Annotated in this window: 20 protein-coding genes and 1 other annotated feature; of the genes, 6 read left to right on the forward strand and 14 right to left on the reverse strand. The window is 38.4% G+C overall.

Going from position 1 to position 22,817, the window contains the following annotated elements; all coding sequences use genetic code 11:
* Positions 1-133: 133 nt before the first annotated feature.
* The 3 genes from M5A78_RS08465 to argS all read right to left on the reverse strand — a co-directional run bounded on the left by M5A78_RS08465 (position 134) and on the right by argS (position 3,831).
* Positions 134-1,312: an MFS transporter gene (locus M5A78_RS08465; protein WP_248734846.1), complete on the reverse strand. Its 1,179-nt coding sequence runs from the start codon at positions 1,310-1,312 to the stop codon at positions 134-136.
* A 284-nt stretch (positions 1,313-1,596) separates the two neighbouring features.
* Positions 1,597-2,064, reverse strand: a complete 468-nt coding sequence (locus tag M5A78_RS08470) for a DinB family protein (protein WP_248734847.1) — start codon at positions 2,062-2,064, stop codon at positions 1,597-1,599.
* A 72-nt stretch (positions 2,065-2,136) separates the two neighbouring features.
* Positions 2,137-3,831 (reverse strand): arginine--tRNA ligase, encoded by a 1,695-nt coding sequence (argS, locus tag M5A78_RS08475; RefSeq protein ID WP_248734848.1) that lies wholly within the window; start codon positions 3,829-3,831, stop codon positions 2,137-2,139.
* Between the two features lie 55 nt (positions 3,832-3,886).
* Positions 3,887-4,100: a binding site (T-box leader), on the reverse strand.
* 103 nt (positions 4,101-4,203) lie between these two features.
* Between argS and M5A78_RS08480 the strand changes: the two genes are divergently transcribed.
* From M5A78_RS08480 to M5A78_RS08490, 3 genes are all read left to right on the forward strand, one after another.
* Positions 4,204-4,458 (forward strand): alpha/beta-type small acid-soluble spore protein, encoded by a 255-nt coding sequence (locus M5A78_RS08480; RefSeq protein WP_248734849.1) that lies wholly within the window; start codon positions 4,204-4,206, stop codon positions 4,456-4,458.
* 104 nt (positions 4,459-4,562) lie between these two features.
* Complete coding sequence (locus M5A78_RS08485) at positions 4,563-4,820, forward strand: hypothetical protein (protein WP_248734850.1); 258 nt, start codon at positions 4,563-4,565, stop codon at positions 4,818-4,820.
* 138 nt (positions 4,821-4,958) lie between these two features.
* Positions 4,959-5,510, forward strand: coding sequence for a GNAT family N-acetyltransferase (locus M5A78_RS08490; protein ID WP_248734942.1), 552 nt, complete (start codon positions 4,959-4,961; stop codon positions 5,508-5,510).
* Between the two features lie 180 nt (positions 5,511-5,690).
* Here the strand turns inward: M5A78_RS08490 and M5A78_RS08495 are convergent, their stop codons facing one another.
* The gene (locus M5A78_RS08495; protein WP_248734851.1) at positions 5,691-6,263 is read right to left on the reverse strand and encodes a TetR/AcrR family transcriptional regulator; all 573 of its coding nucleotides are present in this window, start codon (positions 6,261-6,263) and stop codon (positions 5,691-5,693) included.
* Positions 6,264-6,784: 521 nt separating this feature from the next.
* On the opposite strand from M5A78_RS08495, the gene M5A78_RS08500 reads away from it, so the two are divergent.
* On the forward strand, positions 6,785-7,690 hold the full coding sequence (locus tag M5A78_RS08500; protein ID WP_248734852.1) for a nuclease-related domain-containing protein: 906 nt from the start codon (positions 6,785-6,787) through the stop codon (positions 7,688-7,690).
* A gap of 936 nt (positions 7,691-8,626) precedes the next feature.
* On the opposite strand, the gene M5A78_RS08505 is transcribed toward M5A78_RS08500, so the two are convergent.
* Entirely contained in the window at positions 8,627-9,319 is a 693-nt protein-coding gene (locus M5A78_RS08505; RefSeq protein ID WP_248734853.1) for an AIM24 family protein, read from the reverse strand.
* 211 nt (positions 9,320-9,530) lie between these two features.
* On the opposite strand from M5A78_RS08505, the gene M5A78_RS08510 reads away from it, so the two are divergent.
* Positions 9,531-11,741, forward strand: coding sequence for an MMPL family transporter (locus M5A78_RS08510; RefSeq protein ID WP_248734854.1), 2,211 nt, complete (start codon positions 9,531-9,533; stop codon positions 11,739-11,741).
* A gap of 890 nt (positions 11,742-12,631) precedes the next feature.
* Complete coding sequence (locus M5A78_RS08515) at positions 12,632-13,381, forward strand: CPBP family intramembrane glutamic endopeptidase (RefSeq protein WP_248734855.1); 750 nt, start codon at positions 12,632-12,634, stop codon at positions 13,379-13,381.
* A 128-nt stretch (positions 13,382-13,509) separates the two neighbouring features.
* On the opposite strand, the gene M5A78_RS08520 is transcribed toward M5A78_RS08515, so the two are convergent.
* From M5A78_RS08520 to M5A78_RS08560, 9 genes are all read right to left on the reverse strand, one after another.
* Positions 13,510-14,427 carry a class I SAM-dependent methyltransferase gene (locus M5A78_RS08520; RefSeq protein WP_248734856.1) on the reverse strand — a complete coding sequence of 306 codons (918 nt, stop codon included), beginning with the start codon at positions 14,425-14,427 and terminating at the stop codon, positions 13,510-13,512.
* A gap of 487 nt (positions 14,428-14,914) precedes the next feature.
* On the reverse strand, positions 14,915-15,601 hold the full coding sequence (locus M5A78_RS08525) for a YjjG family noncanonical pyrimidine nucleotidase (RefSeq protein WP_248734857.1): 687 nt from the start codon (positions 15,599-15,601) through the stop codon (positions 14,915-14,917).
* An 88-nt stretch (positions 15,602-15,689) separates the two neighbouring features.
* Entirely contained in the window at positions 15,690-16,157 is a 468-nt protein-coding gene (locus M5A78_RS08530) for a DMT family transporter (protein WP_248734943.1), read from the reverse strand.
* Between the two features lie 60 nt (positions 16,158-16,217).
* Positions 16,218-16,913 (reverse strand): Crp/Fnr family transcriptional regulator, encoded by a 696-nt coding sequence (locus M5A78_RS08535; RefSeq protein ID WP_248734858.1) that lies wholly within the window; start codon positions 16,911-16,913, stop codon positions 16,218-16,220.
* 52 nt (positions 16,914-16,965) lie between these two features.
* Entirely contained in the window at positions 16,966-17,391 is a 426-nt protein-coding gene (locus M5A78_RS08540; RefSeq protein ID WP_248734859.1) for a DMT family transporter, read from the reverse strand.
* Positions 17,392-17,636: 245 nt separating this feature from the next.
* Positions 17,637-18,329 (reverse strand): sugar phosphate nucleotidyltransferase, encoded by a 693-nt coding sequence (locus tag M5A78_RS08545; RefSeq protein WP_248734860.1) that lies wholly within the window; start codon positions 18,327-18,329, stop codon positions 17,637-17,639.
* A gap of 282 nt (positions 18,330-18,611) precedes the next feature.
* Positions 18,612-19,877 carry an ethanolamine utilization protein EutH gene (gene eutH / locus M5A78_RS08550; RefSeq protein ID WP_248734861.1) on the reverse strand — a complete coding sequence of 422 codons (1,266 nt, stop codon included), beginning with the start codon at positions 19,875-19,877 and terminating at the stop codon, positions 18,612-18,614.
* A 39-nt stretch (positions 19,878-19,916) separates the two neighbouring features.
* Positions 19,917-21,533 (reverse strand): NTP transferase domain-containing protein, encoded by a 1,617-nt coding sequence (locus M5A78_RS08555; RefSeq protein ID WP_248734862.1) that lies wholly within the window; start codon positions 21,531-21,533, stop codon positions 19,917-19,919.
* A gap of 364 nt (positions 21,534-21,897) precedes the next feature.
* Positions 21,898-22,815: a D-alanine--D-alanine ligase gene (locus M5A78_RS08560; RefSeq protein WP_248734863.1), complete on the reverse strand. Its 918-nt coding sequence runs from the start codon at positions 22,813-22,815 to the stop codon at positions 21,898-21,900.
* Between the last annotated feature and the right edge of the window lie 2 nt (positions 22,816-22,817).

A 22,817-nucleotide genomic window follows, 5' to 3' on the forward strand; every position in this document is an offset into this window, starting at 1 on the left:
TCAAATAGTATTTTTCCTTTTTTTATACCTTTTGATTCATAGAGGATAGAAAAAGGCATGGAGGCTTTCCTTCTCCATACCTTTAAGTAACTTTACAAAACATAATCCATTGCGCTAATTCTAACTCTTTTTATCATCCTTGTTGTGCCACAGTTACCCGGTCTTTATATAAGAAATAGACATAGAGTAGCATGGAAATGAAGATCGAGACAGCTGAGGTACTATAAATGCTGCTGTAACCAAGAAGGTGGCCAATCTGACCAAACACCATCGCCCCTATGCCAACACCTAAATCGAAAAATGAATAGAAAGTAGCATTCGCCATGCCTCTTCGGTTGATTGGGACTTTTTCAATAGACCATGCCTGCAGGGCAGGCTGAACCGTTCCAAAGCCTAGACCGTACAAAATAGCCGCTACAAATAGAATTGTGCTATTAGGGAGCCACGATAACAAAATCATTGCCGTTAATATTAACAATGTTCCCGGAATAAAGACGGCTTGATGTCCTTTTCGATCATAAAGCTGTCCTGCAAATGCCCTTGTGACCATCAGTGCAATTGCGTAGAGTAAAAAATACAATTGGATCCCGGCAATATGCTTTTCAGCCGTATATAATGGGAGAAAGGCAGCAATCCCGCCAAAGGTTACTGTGATAAAAAACATCAGCATCGAAGGCTTCAAAGCACCTTTTTCGTAAAGATCAAGTTTAGCCTTTGCCCTTGCCGGCTTTTGCTCGACCTTTTTGTACGATATTTTAGATGACAACAAAAGAGCCATCAGTCCTAATCCTGCACAGATAAGGAAAAATTGTTTAAACGATATGATGCCGGTTAAAATCAGCCCCAGAGATGGGCCAAATGCTAGTGCCAGATTTCCTGATAGTCCGTAATAACCCATTCCTTCTCCTCTTCTAGAAGCAGGGATTAAATCGGTAGCAATCGTTCCTGATGCCGTAGTGGAAAATCCCCAGCCAACCCCTTGAATGACGCGCATGGCAAATAAGAAAACGATGCCGGTTAAAAACCCAAAGGATCCGACTGAAAGGACAAAAATGGCTAAACCAATGAGATAAACAAAGCCTCTTCCTTTTGTTTCAAGTGACTTTCCCGCATATGGTCGAAGCAGTAAGGATGAAAAGGTAAAGATCCCTACCACAAATCCGATCAATTGATCATTTCCGCCTAAATCTTCCACAAACAGAGGAATGGTTGGTAGCGTCATTTGAAATCCAAGAAAGATAAAGAAATTAGCTAAACAAATAAGAACAAAGTCTTTTGTCCATATTTTCTCTTTCCTCAACTGTTTTTCCATATAAGATGAAGTCTTCCTCTCTTTTTTATTAAGAAAAGCGCAAACTTTCGTTTAGAGAAGTCCATAAGCTACTAGGCGCTCCTCGAAAAAAAAACAACGACTGAGATAAAGGAAACACGGTAATCGAAGGGAACCGATGTTGACTTATCGTAGGGAGGTGAAGGAAGCACTCTAGTCGCTAGGGCGGTTGCGCTAGACAATTCTCTAAGTCGATAATTTATGATTTCTTTTCAGACCATGAAAAATCGTTTCTACGACTAGTAGAAACGACCTTTCACAAAAAATTATTTTGCATTAGCTGCTTCAATGACGCGTTTCATAGCCTGCATTTGTCCTAAATGAAGGGATTCATGGAAAATCGCAAAGTTGGCAAGTTCGCCAAAAGTTTCTAGCCCTAGGAATGGAGTTTTCAGCCTTTCGTTAAAACTTCCCTCTGGAATTTCTTTGATTCTCTTGATTTGCTCTTTTAACTGTGCCGTCAATTCCTGTACCGATGGAACATCACCATGCCAATCAGCCGGCTTAGTTCCTGTCGCAAATAACTCGATATAGTTTGCTGGTAGGTTAGTCGATTTTTTTGGGAAACCAAACATAAATTGCTCTGCGACGGTTAATATGTGGCCAACATGCCAGTGAATCGTATTGTTAAAACCTTCAGGCAGCACATCCACTAGACCTTCATCCAGCATTTCCACGTTTTTCACGAAATATCTCCTCGTTACCTCAAAGCTTTTAAATAATAATTCACTCATTTCTTTTAACCCCCTCTGATTTGCCTAGCTATAGTTTATACCATATTAAGCCAATTATGAAACTAAACAAACTTACATTTCTTCGGGTGCTTCGATTCCCAATAATCGCAAGCCCTCTTTTAGGACGACGGTTACACTGTAAACAAGGGCTAAGCGTGCTGACCGCTCCACATTTTCTTCAAGAACTTTAACTTCTGCATAATATTTATTGAAGGCTTGAGCAAGGTCAACCACATATTTGGCCACCTGCGACGGGTCAAGGTTTTCACATGCCCGTTTAATCGCATTTGGGAATTCCATAAGCAAGCTTGTTACTTTCCACTCCTTTTCCCAACCAGAAAGATATGCTGCAGGAGGTACATCAGTCTGCCAATTTCCTTTTCGTAAAATAGAACATGCCCGGGCAAATGTATACTGAACGTATGGGCCTGTTTCGCCTTCAAAGCGCAGCATTTCCTCTAAGGAAAATTCGATGTCGTTCATGCGATTGTTCTTTAAGTCGTGGAAAATTACCGCTCCGACACCCACTTGTTTGGCCACTCCGTCTTTGTTTGCCAGGTTTGGATTTTTTTCTTCAATATTGTGGCGTGCCATCGCAATCGACTCTGTTAACACTTCTTCGAGTAAAACTACCTTGCCTTTACGCGTCGACATTTTCTTGCCATCCTTTAACATCATCCCAAACGGAACATGAACCATTTTCTCAGCCCATGCATAGCCCATCTTTTTTAGCACAGCGATTAGCTGTTTAAAGTGAAGGCTTTGCTCATGGCCCACAACATATAAGGATTTTGCAAACTTGTAGTTTTCCTTACGATAGAGGGCGGCTGCTAAATCGCGGGTCGCATAAAGTGTGGCGCCGTCTGACTTTTTAATCAGGCATGGCGGCAGTTGTTCGTCAGTCAACTCTACCACCTGTGCCTGATCAGATTCAATCAGGAGTTGTTTCTCCTCAAGAAGCTTGACGACCCGATCCATTTTATCATTGTAAAATGCTTCGCCGGCATAGGAATCAAATTGCACGTTCATCAAGTCGTAAATTCTTGAAAATTCCTTTAGGGATTCGTCACGGAACCATTGCCAAAGCTGTAATGCTTCCTCATCGCCATCTTCAAGTTTTTTAAACCAGCTGCGCCCTTGGTCTTCAAGTGACGGGTCCATTTCCGCTACTTCATGGAATTTAATATATAAGGCTAATAGCTCCTTGATAGGGTTTTGTTTTACCTTTTCAGCATCGCCCCATAATTTATAGGCTGTAATTAACTTTCCAAACTGTGTACCCCAGTCACCTAGATGGTTGATTTTAATTGGTTCATATCCGCATTTCTCCACAATAAAAGCTAACGCGTTTCCGATAACAGTTGAGCGCAAATGCCCCATCGAGAAAGGCTTGGCGATATTTGGTGATGACATGTCAATTGTGACATTGCCTCCGCCCTCTAATTCTTGTGATCCGAAAAGGGCTTTTTTCTTTATAATTTCGCCGACAATTTTTTCTGAAACTTCTTTTTTATTTAAAAATATATTAAGGTACGCCCCCACCACTTCAATTTTTTCAAAAGTTGGGGATTGAATCTTTTCACCTAGTTCTAGCGCAATCAAATTAGGTGACTTTCTTTTTAACTTTGCTAATGTAAAACATGGAAAGGCTAAATCACCGCGTGAAGCAATTTTCGGTTTTTCAATCATAAGTTCCAGTTCAGTCAATGATATCTCTTGTCCAAGCAGTTCAAAAAGAACAGTTGCAAGCTCCTTCTTAAAATTCATTTAAAATGACCTCCTTATTTTCTATATATAAATACAAAAAACTCCCGTCTCTATAAAAAGAGACGAGAGTTTGAATATCCCGCGGTACCACTCTAATTGTTCAAAAAGAACCTGCTTTCCCTTTGTAACGGAGCATTCTCCGACTTACCCTACTAGTTTCAGGCAGGCATCTCAAAAGTGCGCTTCATTATCTGATCCGTATCAGGCTTGCACCACCCCTGATTCGCTAAAACATCCTAGATAATTACTCTCTTTTTCATTGATTTTTCCAACTTGATTACCAGTTATTATACTGGAAAGATTAGGATTTATCTAGCCCTCATTGATGATTTTTTTTGCTCTGGTAATCCTAACAGTAAAGGAGGGATTATAATGGCGAGAAAAAATAAAATACTTGTTCCTGAAGCAAGAAATGGTTTAGATGCGTTGAAAGCAAAAGTCGCACATGCCAGGAGCCCAGAAGAGGCGAAATTTGAAGCAGCCCAAGAAGTGGGTGTTCCCTTGAAAAAAGGCTATAACGGTCAGCTTACATCTGAACAGGCCGGAAAGGTTGGCGGCAGACTAGGCGGCAGCATGGTCCGTGAGCTTGTCAAAATGGCACAGGAAAACCTTACTAAAAGACAATAATTTTTTGGGGTCTAAAACTTTTTTAGACCCCTTCTTTTATTTCAAAAAAGTTTGACAATTTTGTGACAATTGGTAGAATATTCAGTAACAAAGGAGTTAAGGGAATGCAAGAAGAACACTTAAAGAATTTACAACCCTTTAAAACGGCAGCCTTCTTTGGAGGTGGATTTGGACTAATTTTTCTTTTATTCAGCCTTTTTGCAAGCGGTTACACTATTTTTTTATGGCTTGGAATCGGAATAACGGCCGCTTCCGTGGTTCTTTTCCTGTTTGGAACCTTTTTGTGCCTAATGGAAGAGTATACCATCAGTAGTAAAGGTAAAATGAAGATTGCTGAATCTTCAACAAAGTCTTATAATTAAGTTACTTTAAATTCGAGGAGATGTGCCTATGCTATCGCTCATTGAAGGAATCCAAAATCACTGGTAAAACCGGGGGCCTAGGATAGCCTGAAAGATGCGCTGACTGCCCCCAATAAATAGTAGGGGGAACTAATGATGATGATCCATGATTTATTTACAGGAAAACTGGTCAAATTAACCGCTTCAAGAGATTCAGATGCAGCGGAAATGGCCAAGTGGCAAGCAAATAGTGATTATTTACGAAAGGTTGATACCGATTTTGCAGTACCGAAGTCGGTTGATGCCTTAAGAGAACATGACTCAGCTAAAGGCCACGGTTCGAGTAATTTCGAGTTCAGACTGCGTACGATTGAGGATGACAGGTTAATTGGCTTTGTCGCTCTTCACGGTATGGAATGGAACAATCAGGCATGTTTGCTGGCGATTGGAATTGGAAATCCGGAATATCGTGGCAAGGGCTATGGAACCGATGCCTTAAACTTAATGCTTCGCTATGCTTTTTATGAATTGAACCTGAATCGCGTCGGTCTAGACGTTATCTCCTATAACCTTCAAGCGATTAAAGCTTATGAAAAGGTTGGTTTTAAGGTGGAAGGACAGATGAGAGACGCTGTTCTTCGCGATGGGAAGAAATACGACCGTGTGATTATGGGGATTCTTCGTGACGAATGGCTAGAAATGCAAAAATAAACGCAAACAGACTTGTGTAGCTAATAACACAAGTCTGTTTTTTTTCGAGTTTCTTATGAGTTTTGTATATATTCAAAGGTGTTTTGTACATTTTCTATGGGCTTTTGTACACTTTTTTCAAAAGGTTTTGTACATTTCTTCATAGCTTTTATACAATCATACATTTTCAACTAAAAACCATTACCTCGGAAGCCCTTGCAATAAAAACACCTTCATAATATCGGCGATTTGCTCCGAGCTTAACGGTGCATGATTTCTCTCCCAATCGGAAACAAGAGCGATATACATTTTTAAAAGGAGATAACTTGTAATTTCGGTGTTAGCCGGCGGGATGGCTCCCTTTGTAATTGCTAATTCAATTTTTTGCTTCAAGTAAACAACGATCTCATTTTCCACATGCTGTAGCATTTCTGAAACCGCTAATGTTCCCATCTCCGCTTCCTCTTGAACCAGCTTAATCATGAGCTGATGTTGGGAACGAAATTCTAATAGGCGATATAGGGCCCGATGAACATTTTCCGTAAACGGTAAATTTGGCTGGATGGCTGCATCTGCTTCCACAATCATTTCTTTCACTATCGAGGAAATAATCTCTTCAAATAATTCTTCTTTATTTTTAAAAAAAGTATAAATCGTTCCTTTTCCTACATTGGCAAGCTTTGCAACCTGATCCATTGTCGTTGCTTTATAGCCAAATAATGAAAAGGATTTTGTCGCCGCTTCAACAATCATCTTTCTTCTGTCGGGTGCCATGCAAACTACCCTCCTTTTTGACTAATTTAGTTTTTCGGTCAATTACTTATAATTTTACTATAGCATAGCCTGTATTTCGTTTCAAATTTTTCTCTAAAGTGTTTGAAAATCCAGCGTCCCTAAAAAGAAGAAAACCCAATCACGTGATTAGGTTTTCTTTTGGTTTACTTATTTTCGCTTACTTTATGCACCTTAATCTTTCTAGGCCAGAAATTCCACTTGCCAACCAATAGAATGGAACGAGAATTACAGTAGGCGGTAAAGGGCCTGGAGCAATCCAGTCTGGCGCTTGGCAATCTTGAAGGATTTGCTTATGCCTTCTACGTGGATCAATTCGTTTCCCCTTCCCTTCTTATTAGAGTCATAGAGGAAAATAATAGCAACCTGGATGCGATTCTGCCAAGAATTTTCTAAATAATTGAAAAAAACGTTAACAAAATATTCATTCATATAGTCTAACAGCAACTGTATTTTTTTATAAAATGAAATTGGAATGTAAAAAATTAGAAAGGTTGTGCCATATGAATAAAAAACCGCTTACTAAACCTCCTGACTTAATCATTCTAGGCTTTTTAAACACACGGATGAATTTGCCTAAAGATGACAAGCAAAACTATTTAAGTCTTAAAAAAGGCTATAAAGGTGAGGTGATGTTTAATTCATTGACAGAAAAGCTTAAGTGCAATTGTTTGATATTAAACGGGTTGTTGCTTGAGGTCAACAATACCAAGTTCCAAATTGATTCATTGATCATTACACAACAAACTATTTACATGAACGAAGTTAAAAACTTTGAAGGCGATTACTATTACGAAAATCAAAGGTTCTATTCCTCAAATGGTACCGAACGAAAGGATCCACTTCTCCAGTTGAAACGAAGCACATCCCTGATCCGCCAACTGCTCCAAAATCTCGGGCTTTATTTACCCATTGAGGCATGGGTGGTCTATATCAACCCCGAGTTTACCCTATACCAAGCACCCCGTAACGAGCCAATTATTTTTCCAACTCAGACTAATCGTTATTTAAAAAAAATAAACACGACCCCTTCAAAACTAAATGGAAAGCACGAGAAACTAGCTGACAAATTAATTTCACTTCATATTGAAGAATCTCCTTATCCCAAGTTGCTAACCTATAATTATGACCAGCTACGAAAGGGTATCACTTGTGAAGTGTGCCATTCCTTTTCGATTTTTGTCCGTGGCAAGAATTGTGTTTGTGGCGAATGCGGTCACGAAGAAGAGGTTGAATCTGCTGTATTGCGGAGTGTGGAGGAGTTTAAGCTCCTATTTCCAGATTGGAAAATTACAACCCATGTGATACATGATTGGTGCAGGGTGGTTGAGTCTAAGAAGAGAATAAGTAGGATTCTTAGGAGAAACTTTAAGATTATCGGGGATCGTAGATGGGTTTTTTACGAGTGAAAATAGGACCCATGCAAAATCTTATTTTCCGAGGTGTGTGTTTACTACTTTTCACTATAGACCTTCTATTAGACGGGGTCTCCGGGGCTCTCGGGGGTTTTGTCCTTTAGCGCTCTTCTATTGGACAATTGCTCCGGGGCTCTCAAGCGTTTTGTCTTTTAGGAATCTTCTATTAGACAATTGCTCCGGGGCTCTCGAGACTTTTGTCCTTTAGCGCTCTTCTATTGGACAATTGCTCCGGGGCTCTCAAGCGTTTTGTCTTTTAGGAATCTTCTATTAGACAATTTTCCAGGGGCACCCGGGGCTTTTGTCCTTTAGTGCTCTCCTATTAGACAATTTCTCCGGCGCTCTCGGCGTTTTTGTCCTTTAGGACTTCTCCTATTAGACAATTTCTCCGGGACTCTCGGCGTTTTTGTCCTTTAGCGCTCTCCTATTAGACAATTTCTCCGGCGCTCTCGAGTCTTTTGTCCTTTACGACTTTTCTATTAGACAGAATCACCATAGCGCTCGAGACTTTTGTCCTTTAGAACTCTCCTATTAGACAGAATCACCATAGCACTCGAGCCTTTTGTCCTTTAGAACTCTCCTATTAGACAGAATCACCATAGCACTCGAGCCTTTTGTCCTTTAGACCTCTCCTATTAGACAGGTTCACCATAGCACTCGAGCCTTTTGTCCTTTAGAACTCTCCTATTAGACAGGGTCACCATAGCGATTGAGCCTTTTGTCCTTTACGACTCTTCTATTAGACAGATTCACCATTGCACTCGAGTTTTTCGTCCTTAAGATGCCTTTAAGGACACTTTTCTAGATGTTTTAACCAGTTTTGTCCTCAATGCCCCCAAAGCTTCCAACACAACAACCCCTTGTGCGAAATAGGTTAAAAAAGTCAAAGAACCGCTTATATTTTCTAAACGGTTCCCCAATTAATCTAGATTAACTTTTCTCCACCCTATAGACCTCTTCAAAAGGCTGAACAACCACAAATCCTTCACCCTCGAACCTCATTTGAATCGACTCGCCGCTTCCTCTTCCAAGAAATGTCTTAAAACTAATATCAGTTTGAATGACCGGCTGGAGATTCCCGGACCAAGCTACAGTAGCATTTGGATCGGTAATCACTGGCTGTCCTGGTGTAACTTTTAATGTGAGCGGTTCATAATGAGTGGTAAAAGCAATCATACCAGTTCCTTCACAACGGACATTAAATAAGCCGCCAGACATCATCCCAGCAATTCGTTTCATTAATTTAATCTGCCACTTAATACTTGGTTCAAATGCGAGTAAATCATTACCATTAATGAAGATTGAGTCATTTTGTAAATTTAGGATAATGATCTTTTTACCACCATCAGCGAGATATAATTTTCCTTTGCCATTGGCTTTCATTAACGAGGCACCTTCTCCCGTTAATGCCTTTTTAAACGCCGTTCCAAGACCGTGCTCCAAAATTCCTTCTCGAACAAATTTCATTTCTCCATGGTAAGCTACCATTGATCCTGCCTTGGCCCATACTTGTCCGTCAAGGTTTACTTCCAACATCCGAGGCGTCTCTAATTCAAAGAAGCCTTCTCCCTTATCCTCTTGCTCCGTTTGTTTAATGAATTCTTCAATCGAGTATCTGCTCAATTGGCACACCATCCTTCCATATCAGTATCTACGAAAAATGAAGCTTAATGTTTCATATTTTAAAGAGGTAGATACAAATTTATCCTAAAAAAATTCCTTTGCTACTCACTCTTGACCACCTTCACAATAATCCATTTTTAATCTGTTATTCACACTCCATTCACAATCAGCGCTTATGATGAAGGAAAAATTTGCTAAGGAGTTGAATAACATGCTTAACCCGTTAAAAAGTTTAGTTAAATTTTCAAGTAGTAAACGCGGTGCAAAAGTGGTTCTTTTCATTTGGATTGCGGCTGTTATCATATTGAGCGCACTGGCACCCTCTGCAAAACAATATTCCGTGAGCAGTAAAGAAGGAAGTGTAAAAAAAGATACACCTTCCGCAATGGCCAATCAAATATTAAAAGAACAATTTCCCTCTAAAGAGGGCTTAACAGGATTACTGGTCATTCATCGTGATGATAAAATCACTGCTAAGGATCGGGAAAAGATAACCGAAATCAGTAAATGGCTCAGTTCAAATGATAAACCGAAAAACGTGGAAAGTTCGCTTCCTTTCCATCAATTTCCTGCACCTGTACAGGATCAAATGTTTTCAAAGGATGGGACTACACTTCTGCTAAATTTCACCTTAAAAGAGAACACAGATTCACATGATGCCAATCAGGTCATTACAGAACTGAATCAAAAACTAAAAGAAATGAAATTAGGAAGTTTACAGGTCAAAATCACAGGGCCGGCAGGAATCGCCTCAGATACCATCTCTATTTTTAAAAATGCCGACTTTGTGCTAATGATGGCCACCATTGCTTTAATATTTGTTACATTATTGATCATTTATCGCTCTCCTTTGTTAGCAATTATTCCATTGATCATTGCAGCGATAGTGTATCAAGTCGTCGACCGGGTATTAGGCATTGCAGGAAAAAATGATTGGTTTGTGCTCGACAGTTCGGCTATCTCAATTATGCTCGTCCTACTGTTTGCTGTATTAACAGATTATAGTCTGTTTATTTTCTCCCGCTATCGCGAAGAGTTAAAAAAATACTCTTCAAAATTCGACGCTATGGGAGAAGCGATTCATCATGTCTCAGAGCCAATCTTATTCAGCGGTGGTACAGTCCTTCTTGCAGTATTAACACTTTTTACAACGGTATTTATGCCATATAACCATTTTGCTCCTGTATTTTCTGTAGCAATGGTCTTTATTCTTGCTGCAGGACTAACATTAATACCAAGCATTTTTGCCTTAGTAGGTCGAAAAGCATTTTGGCCATTTATTCCGAAGGTTGATGAAACGGTAAAAAAGAAAACTGGTTTTTGGCACAAAGTAAGTCAGCAAGTAATGAAACGCCCTGCCATATTAACTGGTATTCTTTTGATTACATTGCTTGCCGGTGCATTCAATACGACTTCCATCCATTATTCATTTAATATTATGAAGTCGTTCCCGGAAGAACTTTCTTCCCGCCAAGGCTTTGAATTATTAGAAAAACATTATCCTGCAGGGCAATTAGCACCGGTCACGGTTATATTAACAAAGGATGACCAAATCGTTTTAGATGATAAATTTTTAAAAAGTGTCAAAACCCTTGAAGCAAAATTAAAGAATACTAATGGGGTTGATTCAATCAGCCAGGGAATAACAGAAGAAATGATCAAGGATCCTACGAAGCTTCCACATGGCTTTATTGGAGAAAATAAAAAGGCAGTTAAACTGCAGTTAGTATTAAAAGATAATCCATATGATGTTGGTGCACTTGAGACTGTTCAAAAGCTCCACGATCAAGATAAGAAACTTCTCAGTGAAAGCGGCCTTTCAGCCAGCAGCTACCAGTTACACTATGCTGGACAAACGGCCGAACAATTAGATATCCGAGTCATGAATCAAAGAGATACGATCATCCTATTCTCTCTAGTCACAATGTTAATCACCATCATGCTCGGGATACAAACTCGTTCGATACTGATGCCTCTCCTAATGATGGCGACAATTCTATTGTCATATGTATCAACCCTTGGATTCGGCTGGATTATTTTCCATAATATCTTGGGGTACGACTCAATCAGTTATCGGTTACCTGTTTACACATTTGTATTCATGGTTGCGCTTGGCGTGGATTACAACATCATGCTTGTATCGCGTATTAAAGAAGAGGCTCAAAAGTATTCATGGAAAGAAGCGGTTGGCAACGGCGTAGCCTTAACTGGAGGGGTAATTTCATCAGCTGGTATCATTTTAGCAGCAACCTTCGCTGTATTAATGACACAACCATTACAAGAACTATTTTTATTCGGATTGACCATGGCTTTAGGCGTATTAATGGATACATTTTTAGTGCGCGGCATGCTGTTACCTTCCATTTTGGTTCTCGTTAAGAAAAAAGAAAAATCACAGGCTGTCACATATAATATTAATTAACCAACATACGAACAGTGCCTAGCACTGTTCGTATGTTTTACCACTGTCCTCATCCTAAGAGGAACTTGGTACTTAACTTACGTGAAAATTAATTGTAATACACTTTTAGCCCTTCATTCATATGAAGGGCTGACTAGTATGAAATGCGTTTCTACCCATCAGAAGCCCTTTTTTGCTCTTTCCGGTCAATGGAACGCTCTTTCTTTTTTTACTCTCGGTCACTAGAAATCTACTTCTCTCTACCTTTCCGATTTTAGTCTCCAAGAACTCTAAAACTAGATTCGGAGGCGTTCTTCATGAAAATCATTTTATGTCTTACTATGATTGTTATTATTATTGAAGCTGTTATAACCAATATGAATAACAAAATTGCACCACTTACATAATAGACAAAGTCTGGACTATATCCATAAAAATAAAAAACAAAACAAGATATGCTAAATAATACCACCAAAAATAATTCAAACAATAATGCCGTTACAACAAACAATAAATATGGAATAACAATTTCTTTGTGGGAAATATGTTTTAATGTAAGGCCTTCCCAACATAGATTTGATACCTTAGCGAAAATCCCCAACTTAATCACCTCAATGGAAATGGTTATCATACAGTATGTCCATTGAAGAAAATTCTTTACTGTTTTTACATTTTTTATTAAGAATAAAGACAGCTTGAAATCATTAAGCCGCCTTCTTTCCTAGACATATTCTTGATAAACCTGATCGATCAAGCTCCCCTGTTGTTCCCCCCTTCATAATAACCTCGTTTAACGAAAATAAATGGTTGCATTTCCGAAAACAATATTTGTTATTTCTTTCCTTTTCAAAAATAATCGGTAATCATGAATATAATTGTATCTGAATATTTTGATAAGGGGTGTTAAATTGATGAAAAATGCATGGCTTGCCTCATTTATCCGGTTCCCTTTGCTGGTCATTGTTTTGTTGCTTCTCTTTTTGATGTTAAAAATATTCGGTTTACCATTTCACTTTCCTTATTTACCTGAATTTTCAAACGTTTACTTTACTGTCGTCAATGTGCTATGTTTTTTCCTTTTACATCGTCTGTTAACGAAAGAAGGTCGTTCCATTAAAGAACTAATCGATTTTCGTTCAGACTGTTTGATAAAAGATATTTTCTCCGGTATGTTTTGGCTGTTAGTTTTGTATGTTCCATTCGTATTGACTGTTCTCGGAGCCATGTTTATTATGTATGGAACCGAATTATTCCAGCATTTTCAATCCGTTTTTAATGGAAATGAAGAAATCTTTACTTTTCCACGTCCTAGATGGCTTATATGGTTAACAGCATGCCTATCTCTCATTTTTCCTTTTTTAAACGCACCGATGGAAGAGTTAATGTACCGAGGCTATGCCCAACCATTATTTATCAAGCATTATAAAAAAGTGTGGCTTGGAATATTAATTCCAGCTGTTGGCTTTGCTTTACAACACCTTATTTTAGCTGTTAGTTTAAGCGGAGCTGTTGTTTATGCAGCAGCTTTCTTTGTCTGGGGAATTGGCAGTGGCATCATCTTTTATAAGCAAAAGAGATTGTTTCCTCTGATTGTTTGTCATTTCTTTGTTAACATAGCATTCGGTATCTTGCCGCTTATATTCCTAATTTCAGGAGCTTGACTTCTCCGTAAAATACGAACAGTGCTTGGCACTGTTCGTATTTTCTGATTGCCATTCCTATTCAGAGAAGGCAGGAAAGTGAAAAAAACATCGTTCAAAATAAATTGAACGATGTTTACAGGTCCTGATTATTTATGAACGACTAAATGAGCAAAATGAAAATGGTCAAAAGCGTGTAATCCATCTTCCCTGCCCTCGAAGTACAATTCTTCTATATTTACTGGAGAGAGATTTTCATAAACTAGCATATTACAATCCTGCAGTTCCCGGTCTAGTTCAAACGGATCAAAGCCGGTAACCATTGGTTCACCTGTTTGAGCGGTAATTTGCCGCATTTGAATTAATTTCTTCGATGCCACATGATCACTAAAAGCCATATCGTCGAGATAATCAAATACGAACGAACTTCCGTTCACGGACATCTCCGCAATAGTGGATAGGAGGTTAAAAAAATCTCCTTTATCTAAATACATCACAACACCTAACAAACTAAAATAGGAATATTTTTGTTCGTCATAGCCACTTTTTTTCAGCTCGTTGCGTAAGGAATCATGTTTAAAATCCACTGGAACAAATTTTACATTTGCAGGAATTTCAATTCCCATTTCTTGAAGGCGGTTTATTTTAAATGCTTGGGTTGCGGGGTGGTCTACCTCATAGATGATAAAATCTTCCGGCAAATTTTTCTGACGATAGGCAAATGTATCGTATCCTGCCCCTAGAATGACATATTGGCTTACGCCTCGTGCGATAGCAGACTTCAGTCCGTCTTCCGCATACCTTGCCCGGCTTACTAGTTGAGGAATTGTTTGATTATTCATCACCCACTGTAATTTTTCAGCAAACGTCTTCAAGGTTTCACTTTTTCCCGGATCAAAAAAGGCAATGGCATTAGCCCAATTGCTGGCGATTAACTGCTTTTCTTCCTCTTTCAACAGATAACTGGCGATAACATCATTAAAAATTGGCTGACTGCTGTTCGACGCATGATATGCCCTGGCAAAGCAGCTGACTAACGCCGTTAAACTTTCCGTTTTATTTTCCAAAAAAATTCCCTCCTTTTTTTAGAAAGCAAAAAACTCCCAGCTAAAATATAGCCAGGAGTTCATCATACAGCGGATAAAACATTTCGTCAATAAACATATAATTATAGCACAAATAAATATTTTTGTCAATATATTTTTTTTGGCGCCTGACATTAAATTAGCCAGCCTTGGAAACCCTCTCTTACCAAGACTTATTAAAAAAATCTACTAGTGAGCGGTCCAATGCCGATGAATGTGTATTTATTATCGAAGCATTGTCCGTATTGGATATGTCTACTCAATAAAAAAGAACCGAAAACGTACCATTGGTACATATTTCGATTCTTTAAACTCAATATATTACCGCTTACTTGATTTAGGGGTCAGTCCCCACCATTTATTTGTGGTGGAGGACTGACCCCTAAATTTCAGTATCGAGCATTTTTAATAATATCTTCATAGTTTCTTATAAATGAAATAGGACGATTAATTTAGTATTGTCGTAGCATTATCCAATAATTCGATACAGTTCATCAAGCTTTTGGATTTGATAGGTTGGAACAATTCCAGTATCATTAGGCATCATTTGAGGGTTGAACCAACATGTGTCAAGCCCCGCTAGCTGTCCACCTTTAATATCCGAGCTTAAGGAATCTCCAATAATTAATGTCTGTTCCACAGAGAAATGAGGAATTCGCGCAAAGACAAAATCAAAATATTCCTTCATCGGCTTTTGGAAGCCTGTGTCCTCGGAAACAAAAATATCTTTAAATATCGGATGTAATCCTGAAGCACGTAAGCGTTTATCCTGAGTCTTGGAAACACCATTTGTAACAATATATAAGTCATATTGATTTTGTAGGTCTGATATCAATTCAAATGCTCCATTAACAAGCTGATGTCCCTCTTCTAAATAACTGCGATAGCTCTTTTCTAATGATGCCCCGTCAACGACTTGACCATATTCCATAAATAAAATTGAAAAACGAGTATTCACTACCTCATCACGATCTATTTTTCCTTCTTCAAAGGACTTCCATAGTCTTTGATTTATTTTCTTATAATCGGCTTCCATTTCAGTGGTCAAGGGTATATTTTGTTCCTCAAAGAGCAAGCGCAACGCTTCGTTTTCTGCTGCAGTAAAATCTAATAATGTATCATCAACATCAAATAATAATGTCCGGTATTTTTTCATGAAGATCTCCCCGCACTCTGCCTTTGTTTTCCAATAAAACATGAGAATTTTTGTTATTAACGCTGTTCGATAAATCGATGGAATGATTCTATGTCATCTTAGCTGGCTCTTGGCTCTCACTTCTACCACCAAGCTTAAATACAAAAATACCGCTGACGATGACCAGCACACCAATCAATTGCTTGAAAGAAAAAGGGACCTTATCCAAACCAAGCCAGCCTAATGAGTCCCACAATAAAGCAAACCCGAGCTGTGATGTCAGAGCGATAGCGATGGCATACGTCGGGCCAAGCAGCTTCATTCCCTGCACGAGACAAACAACTACTCCAACTCCAATTAAACCGCTGAACCAGTACCAAGGCTCCATTTTCCCCAAGATAAATAGATGTTTCCCTTCAAAAATAAGACCAATTGTCAGGGAAGCAAGGAATCCCAACCCTAATACTAATGTAGTTGTCGCCCAAGATCCTGCCCGTTCATTCACCTTATTATTGAAGATATTTTGCAAACTGAGCAGCGAACCAGCGATAAGCGCCAATGATAATCCTAAAATCATAACCATTACTCTCCCATATACTAAATTTTTGCTACTACTTTCTCGCTGCAATAAATAAGTCTATTCGTAAATATTTTCACCCGCCAGCGCCCTTAATCCGTCCCTATCCTTAACAAGGATGAATCCCTTGTTACGTTCAACAAGGCCTTCTGTACAATACTGTTGGATGATCCGATTTAAATGTCTATAGCTGGTTCCAATTAAGTTCGCTGCATCCTTAATACTGATTCTTAGTTGCCCTTTAAATTGCGAATCGGATTCATCAAAGGAGACAGATAATAGATAGCTTGCCAATCGGACTTCCACCGGATACAGCAAATTGAAGCTCAAAGAATTGGATTTAATGGTAAATTTTTTCGTTATGATATCCAGTAAAAATCGCAACAGCGGTGAATAGTCACTTCCGTATTTTTTCAACCACCGATGATGAATACCGATCATATAGACAGACGAGACTGCCTCAACGGTATTGATAATGTCTATACCCCGTACATATTCAATATCCCCGATCACCTCAAGCGGATTCTTAAACGAGAGAATAAGTGTTTTGCCCTCCTTCGTGGAGGTATAGATTTTAACCTTCCCCTTTACAAGTACATACAGGTACTGCGAAGCATCTCCTTGAGAACAGATGAGCTCCCCTTGATCAAAGCTGTACAGCGACAAATACGGCATTATTTGCTCATTAAATATCGATTCTAAATTGTGAGCAAGCAAATATGATTTTAGTAGCTCACGATCTTTCATTTCTTTCATGCTCGGGTCGCCTCCAGTCCTTTACCTGTCACATTCTGGAATCATTATACTATCAAAACCTTAATATCACCACACCAGCTATCATCAGCCCAAGGCCAATGAACTGCGGCAGTTTCATCTTCTGCTTCACTAGGCCGAACCATCCTTTACTATCAATAAAAAAAGTCAGACTCAGTTGCGCAATCAGGATAATAGATATAGAAAGGGTTACACCAATTCTCTGAATTGCCGTGACATTACTGAAAATAATGACCGCCCCCAAGGCACCGCCCGTTAAATATAACGGTTTTACTTGGTTCAACCTTTTCCATTTTCGATCTCTTACGAACATCAGGATTATCAAGGCCATAATAAAGCCGGTTAATTGGGTTATCGTCGCCGCTTGCCAAGTGCCAATATCTCGACTAATCCGGGTATTAGCAACTCCTTGCAAGGTAATAAAAGCCCCACCTAAAAACGCAAATAAACTCCCTCGCATTTTTTCTCCCCCCATTTTAAATCTCTCTTTTATTAAAAGATATATCCGGGTACTTAGGGAAGGACATATGTCCTCAACTTATCAAAGATTGCGTTCATCTCCTCACCCTGACCGGCAGAATGGAAAAAAACTAGTCATTGGCACGAGGGAAACATGGCTGTTCATTATGAGTTTCTTTTAAAATGGAGCATTGCAAATTTAAAAAAACAGCTGAAATACACATCAGCTGTTTTTAATCGAAGAAATTATTTCGTTTTACTTAAAAGATAGTTATCCGCATGCTCTAAATCTGCAAGAGAATCGATTTCAAACCAATCATCGGAATTGATTTTTGAAATTTTGACATTCATTTTACTTAAATTAGCCTGAACAATGTTATCCCAATATAAATCTTCGTAATGGCCATTGCTTATGACCTCTTCTAATTTTTCCTTAATCAATAATCCATCTTGTTGTGTCCAGTATGACACACCGGCGATAATATAATCAGAGCCATCGTCAATAACGATTTCATGAATTCTATCGTCCATATCAAATTTTAAGATCCACTCTTGCTTGAAATTCTGTTTAAATCCTGCGAAGTAGGTTGAGAACTCCATATCTGTTTTGAAAAAATTATGGGTCATGAACACATCTGCTTCTGTCACATAAGCATCCTGTAAATAATCTTTAACAAGGTACATGGTATAAATATTATTATAGATATTGTATTTATTATTATGGATTAAGGTCACACCATACGCTTCTTTAAGATAGTCAAACTTTTCATGAAGATATCCGGTTACGACGATAATCTCATGAATTCCTTTTTCCTTTAAAAACTTAATTTGCCTTTCAATCATCGGTTCACCAGCGACTTTTACTAACGATTTTGGTGTATCGTTTGTCAAAGGTCGTAGTCTTGTTCCCATGCCTGCAGCTAGGATGATTGCTTTCATCTAAAGTCACCTTCTAAATATAGTTTATCAAAATGAATAAAATTCTATGCTTTATAGTTAAGAAAAGCGCAAGGCGCCCGCCTATCGGCGTATGGACTGGAGCGCTTCGACTGAGATAAAGGAAACACGGTGAGCGGAGCGAACCGATGTTGACTTATCGTAGGGAGAAGAGCGAAGTACACTAGCCGATGGCGCCTGGAGCTAGACATTTCTCGAAGTCCAATGTTATAAATTCTTATATTACCAGAAATAAAGAGTCATTGATTCATTACTCTTTCTCTTTTATTTAGCGTTTTTTATAGCTTGCGGTTTTGATATTGGAAGATATTCGTCTTTCTTAATAATCCCATTTGCTCGATCCATTTTTTCTAATTCAAGAGCTTTTGGAACTGAAATCCAATAGGCAAGGATAATGGCAAGAATACCACCACTTAGTTTTCCAACCATAACTGGAAGAATCATGGAGGGCTGAAAGTTAGCAGTAAAGGCAAGATGATCTCCAAAAAGAAACGCAGATGTAACGGCGAAGGAAATGCATATAACCTTATCTTTCGGCCTCATATGCTTTACTAAATTAAACATCGCCAAAATATTGGCAGATGCAGCTAGTAAGCCTGCACTTCCTTCCGTGCTAAGACCCATTTTCTTTCCAATAACTTCTAGTGGCTTTGCTAAATATTTTCGAATCATGTACACCATTGGGAAAGCTCCTGATAGCATGATTCCTATATAACCAGCGATTTCTAATGCACGGAACTGATCCTCTTTATCAGCAATAATTGGGCTGAACCCCCATACACCCAAAATTTTACTAAATACTCCTGTAAAGTATTCAACAATGGAGAAAACCAGGACGAGCTTAATCCCTATATCCATTATTTTGCCAAACCACATAAATCCTTTAATCATTTTGTCTGGAATAAAGCGAAGACCCAATGCAATCAGCACGACGACAATAATAAGGGGAGTTAAGTTCAACAGTAATGTCGAAAATTCTGGTCCAAACGTATAAGTTGATTTTGCACTGGTAGAAACATGGTCTCGAACCTGGGTATTTGTTAATTTCATGATAAGACTACTGATAAAGACGCCAATGGGAACACTTAAAATACCGGACATGACACCTAGGGCCATATATTTGTGGTCGCGTTTTTCTAACATGGCTAAACCAACTGGAATACTAAAAACGATCGTTGCTCCAGCCATATACCCAACTATCATTGCCATAATCCAGCTATCCCGCGAATGTGCTAGAACGTCGGCCAATTGATAGCCGCCCATATCTACAGCAATAAAGGTAGTCGCTGCGATGGATGGGTCAGCACCAATTGCTCCAAATACAGGTCCAAAGATATGTTTAATAAATAAGGATAAATACGGGACGGAAGCCATAATCCCTGCAACTGGGACAAAGATAGGTCCAATGGAATACAATCCTGACATGAACTCTTTTCCAAGTCCATCTTCTTCATTACGAATTGCTGCGATTGCCCCGACTATTGCACAAGCCATTATTATATAGATAACAATATTACCTATAATCGCCATTTTTTCACCGCTCATTCTATTAATTATTTTTCAAAAAATCTACTGGTGACTTATGCTCATTCGTTCGTTAAGATAGTTAGCTAAATTCTCTTTCCCTCTGTTATAGCGATCGAGTGAATAATCTTCTAGAAACGGATCCCCCATCGCAACCTTTGCAGCGCTCCACATACTCCAATACATGTCTTGCATAATTTTATGAATTTCAATTTTTCTCCTATCTTCTATGGAAGGGTTTTTTCCAAAATACTTTTTGAAGAATAAATCTTCTTCGTCTTTTGAATAGCTGCATTCAAGGGAAACGGCTGCAGCGTCAAACAGGATGTCGTAATTTCCGCTATATTCCCAATCGATTAGATAAAGAGTATTTTCACCGCTCTTAATAAAATTTTCTGGAAGACAGTCAAGATGACATGGTACGGTATTGATCCCAAGGTCCTTTAATTCGTCTTGTAACGGCATAAACTTCTGTTTTATATCAAGATAATCACGGAATAATTTCCCGTTTGCCTCAAGTAATACTTTTTCATAGTATTCCGTTCCATCAAATGGATCAAAATCGACCATAAACTTTTGACCACTGGTATGAAGCGTTTTCAAAACATTTGCAATGAGCTCCATATTCCCTTCTCTTTTTGCAGTCGTTGGATTAAGTGTTTCTGCATCAGTGATAAACTCTGTGATTTTTAAACCCGTCATCTCATTAAAATAAATGGTTCGACTATCGAGACCTAATTGAAGGGCAATCGATGAATTTATTTTTTCATTTAGCCGATTGATGGTCTTTTCTGTTCCCGTTCCAGGTACTCTAGCGACAAACTCGTTAGTAGAAATACTAACTTTATAGTTATTATTCGTTAGCCCACCAAGTTTTTCAATATTTTTAATAGAATCTGATTCTACTTCTAAAACCTCAGCAAGTAATTCTTGGACATATTTTTCCCTTACTTCTAGTTCTTTTCTCTTTAATTTTGGATAGATTAAATATCTAAGATTATTGTAGTGATGAATGGTATCGATTTCGCCCCATATTAAATCATCAATTTTTTCATAACCGATATTATGTCTATGAACTAAATTGAGTAGTGAATATTCGTAATTAAAATAAGGATTTTTATTGTGTTTGAAATTTTCTATCATGTTTCGGTAGGTTTCAATTGAAATTTTAGACAGTCCAATAAATTCTCCATCAATTTTATTCAGTTGATGGATATCTTTTGAAATTTGGCAAATGTAATGATCCCTGATTTCTACTAAAACCTCGTCACCTGAACCAGATTCATTGGTTAGGAGCATGGCGTTTCGGTTGGGATGATTAAGGAGATAAGTAATGGCCCGTTCCTCAAACACGAGATCGCTTTCAATAAGGAGAAAATCATCCTTCATATACTCAGACGCTAAGGCCAAAGAATGCATGGTTCCGGTCCATTTGTATTTCTCACAATATATTAAATGTAGATTTCTCTTTTTGGCGAGTTCTTCATAATATTCCTTTTTATAGCCGGTAATAATGGTGATATCATCAATTCCATTTGCATTTAGAATGGTAATGATCCGTTCGATAATCGTACTTTCTTCAATCTCAAGAAATCCAATAGGAATATCAAATGACTTTCTTTCCCCTGCTGCTAAAATAACCGCTTGACTAGGTCGACTCACATTATTTCATCTCCTTTTTTAATTTGTATATTTTTCATTTTCATTACCAATTATGTATTAACTCGAAGATTGCTTCTTGAATAATTTTTGTTACGTTTGTCAAAAATCTGATTCTCACTTCATTTCAAATAAAACCCAATCTTTATAGCGTTACAATTTATTGTTCAAATTTTGAACGATATAAAAATATAATAATTACCTAAAGTTGTCAATAGTTTTGTTAAATATTCACATAGATTTCTAAAATAAGGAAAGGGGTCAGTCCCCCCGCCACTTTAATGCAGCGCTAGACTGACCCCTTAAACTTGTTCACTTACTTAAATTTTATAAAATTAATTATCAGTGACAATATTCTTTATAATCTCTATCTAATCCCTTCCATCCCTCTCACTTTTAGTGAGTCTTCAATAATCAAATCAAGTAATTCACCATAAGAGATCCCGGCTGATTCAGCGCTTTTCGGCAGCAGGCTATTCTTCGTCATCCCAGGTAATGAATTAACCTCCATTACATAGGGGATACCGTTTTTAATCATCATGTCGATCCGGGCATACACACTGCATTTCAATGATTTAAAGCAGGTCAACGCAGCAAATGCGACTTTGTCATGTGTTTCAGGCGGAAGCTGGATCACCTCTTCAATCGTAGCCACATCATTATATTTAGACGTATAATCAAAAAACTCTCCCTTATGCCGAATAGAAACAATGGGTAAGAGCTTTCCATCTAATATAGGACAAGTGATTTCTTCCCCTTTTACATACTTTTCGATGATCACTTCAGCATCCCATTTGAATACTTCAGCAATTGAAGACTTTATCGTATCTTGATCATAGACAATTTTTACTCCTACACTTGAACCGCCCGAATTAGGTTTTACCACTACTGGGTAACCCATTTTGTCAAGTTCATCGAAATTAAGTTCCTCTATATTCGTAAGGTGAATCCAATCCGGTGTTTGCACTCCTTCATAACGGATGATTTTCTTTGAAATATTCTTATCCATACATAAGCTGCTGGACAGTACCCCACTCCCTGTATAAGGGATACCAAGGGTCTCAAGGGTACCTTGAATGGTGCCGTCTTCACCATACTTCCCATGAAGTGCAAGTAGTGCAACATCGAGATTTTTGACCTTATCTGCCAAATCTTCTTTGTTATCTATTTGGATTGGTACAATTTCATATTTATTTTTATTTAAATTCGCAATCATTTCTTCACCTGTCATGAGCGAAACTTGTTTTTCGGAGGAAACGCCTCCCATAATTACGCCAACTTTCATTT

The organism is Neobacillus rhizosphaerae, assembly GCF_937468385.1.
Lineage (GTDB): Bacteria > Bacillota > Bacilli > Bacillales > Cytobacillaceae > Neobacillus > Neobacillus rhizosphaerae.

Bases quoted from the DNA above. Each gene is read 5' to 3' on its own strand.
- M5A78_RS08490 (WP_248734942.1), top strand. From the start codon at position 4,959: ATGATCCATGATTTATTTACAGGAAAACTGGTCAAATTAACCGCTTCA.
- M5A78_RS08465 (WP_248734846.1), bottom strand. From the start codon at position 1,312: ATGGAAAAACAGTTGAGGAAAGAGAAAATATGGACAAAAGACTTTGTT.
- M5A78_RS08545 (WP_248734860.1), bottom strand. From the start codon at position 18,329: ATGAAAGCAATCATCCTAGCTGCAGGCATGGGAACAAGACTACGACCT.
- M5A78_RS08480 (WP_248734849.1), top strand. From the start codon at position 4,204: ATGGCGAGAAAAAATAAAATACTTGTTCCTGAAGCAAGAAATGGTTTA.
- M5A78_RS08530 (WP_248734943.1), bottom strand. From the start codon at position 16,157: ATGATTTTAGGATTATCATTGGCGCTTATCGCTGGTTCGCTGCTCAGT.
- M5A78_RS08515 (WP_248734855.1), top strand. From the start codon at position 12,632: ATGAAAAATGCATGGCTTGCCTCATTTATCCGGTTCCCTTTGCTGGTC.
- M5A78_RS08540 (WP_248734859.1), bottom strand. From the start codon at position 17,391: ATGCGAGGGAGTTTATTTGCGTTTTTAGGTGGGGCTTTTATTACCTTG.
- eutH (WP_248734861.1), bottom strand. From the start codon at position 19,877: ATGGCGATTATAGGTAATATTGTTATCTATATAATAATGGCTTGTGCA.
- M5A78_RS08560 (WP_248734863.1), bottom strand. From the start codon at position 22,815: ATGAAAGTTGGCGTAATTATGGGAGGCGTTTCCTCCGAAAAACAAGTT.
- M5A78_RS08535 (WP_248734858.1), bottom strand. From the start codon at position 16,913: ATGAAAGAAATGAAAGATCGTGAGCTACTAAAATCATATTTGCTTGCT.
- M5A78_RS08470 (WP_248734847.1), bottom strand. From the start codon at position 2,064: ATGAGTGAATTATTATTTAAAAGCTTTGAGGTAACGAGGAGATATTTC.
- M5A78_RS08500 (WP_248734852.1), top strand. From the start codon at position 6,785: ATGAATAAAAAACCGCTTACTAAACCTCCTGACTTAATCATTCTAGGC.
- M5A78_RS08495 (WP_248734851.1), bottom strand. From the start codon at position 6,263: ATGGCACCCGACAGAAGAAAGATGATTGTTGAAGCGGCGACAAAATCC.
- M5A78_RS08525 (WP_248734857.1), bottom strand. From the start codon at position 15,601: ATGAAAAAATACCGGACATTATTATTTGATGTTGATGATACATTATTA.
- argS (WP_248734848.1), bottom strand. From the start codon at position 3,831: ATGAATTTTAAGAAGGAGCTTGCAACTGTTCTTTTTGAACTGCTTGGA.
- M5A78_RS08510 (WP_248734854.1), top strand. From the start codon at position 9,531: ATGCTTAACCCGTTAAAAAGTTTAGTTAAATTTTCAAGTAGTAAACGC.
- M5A78_RS08485 (WP_248734850.1), top strand. From the start codon at position 4,563: ATGCAAGAAGAACACTTAAAGAATTTACAACCCTTTAAAACGGCAGCC.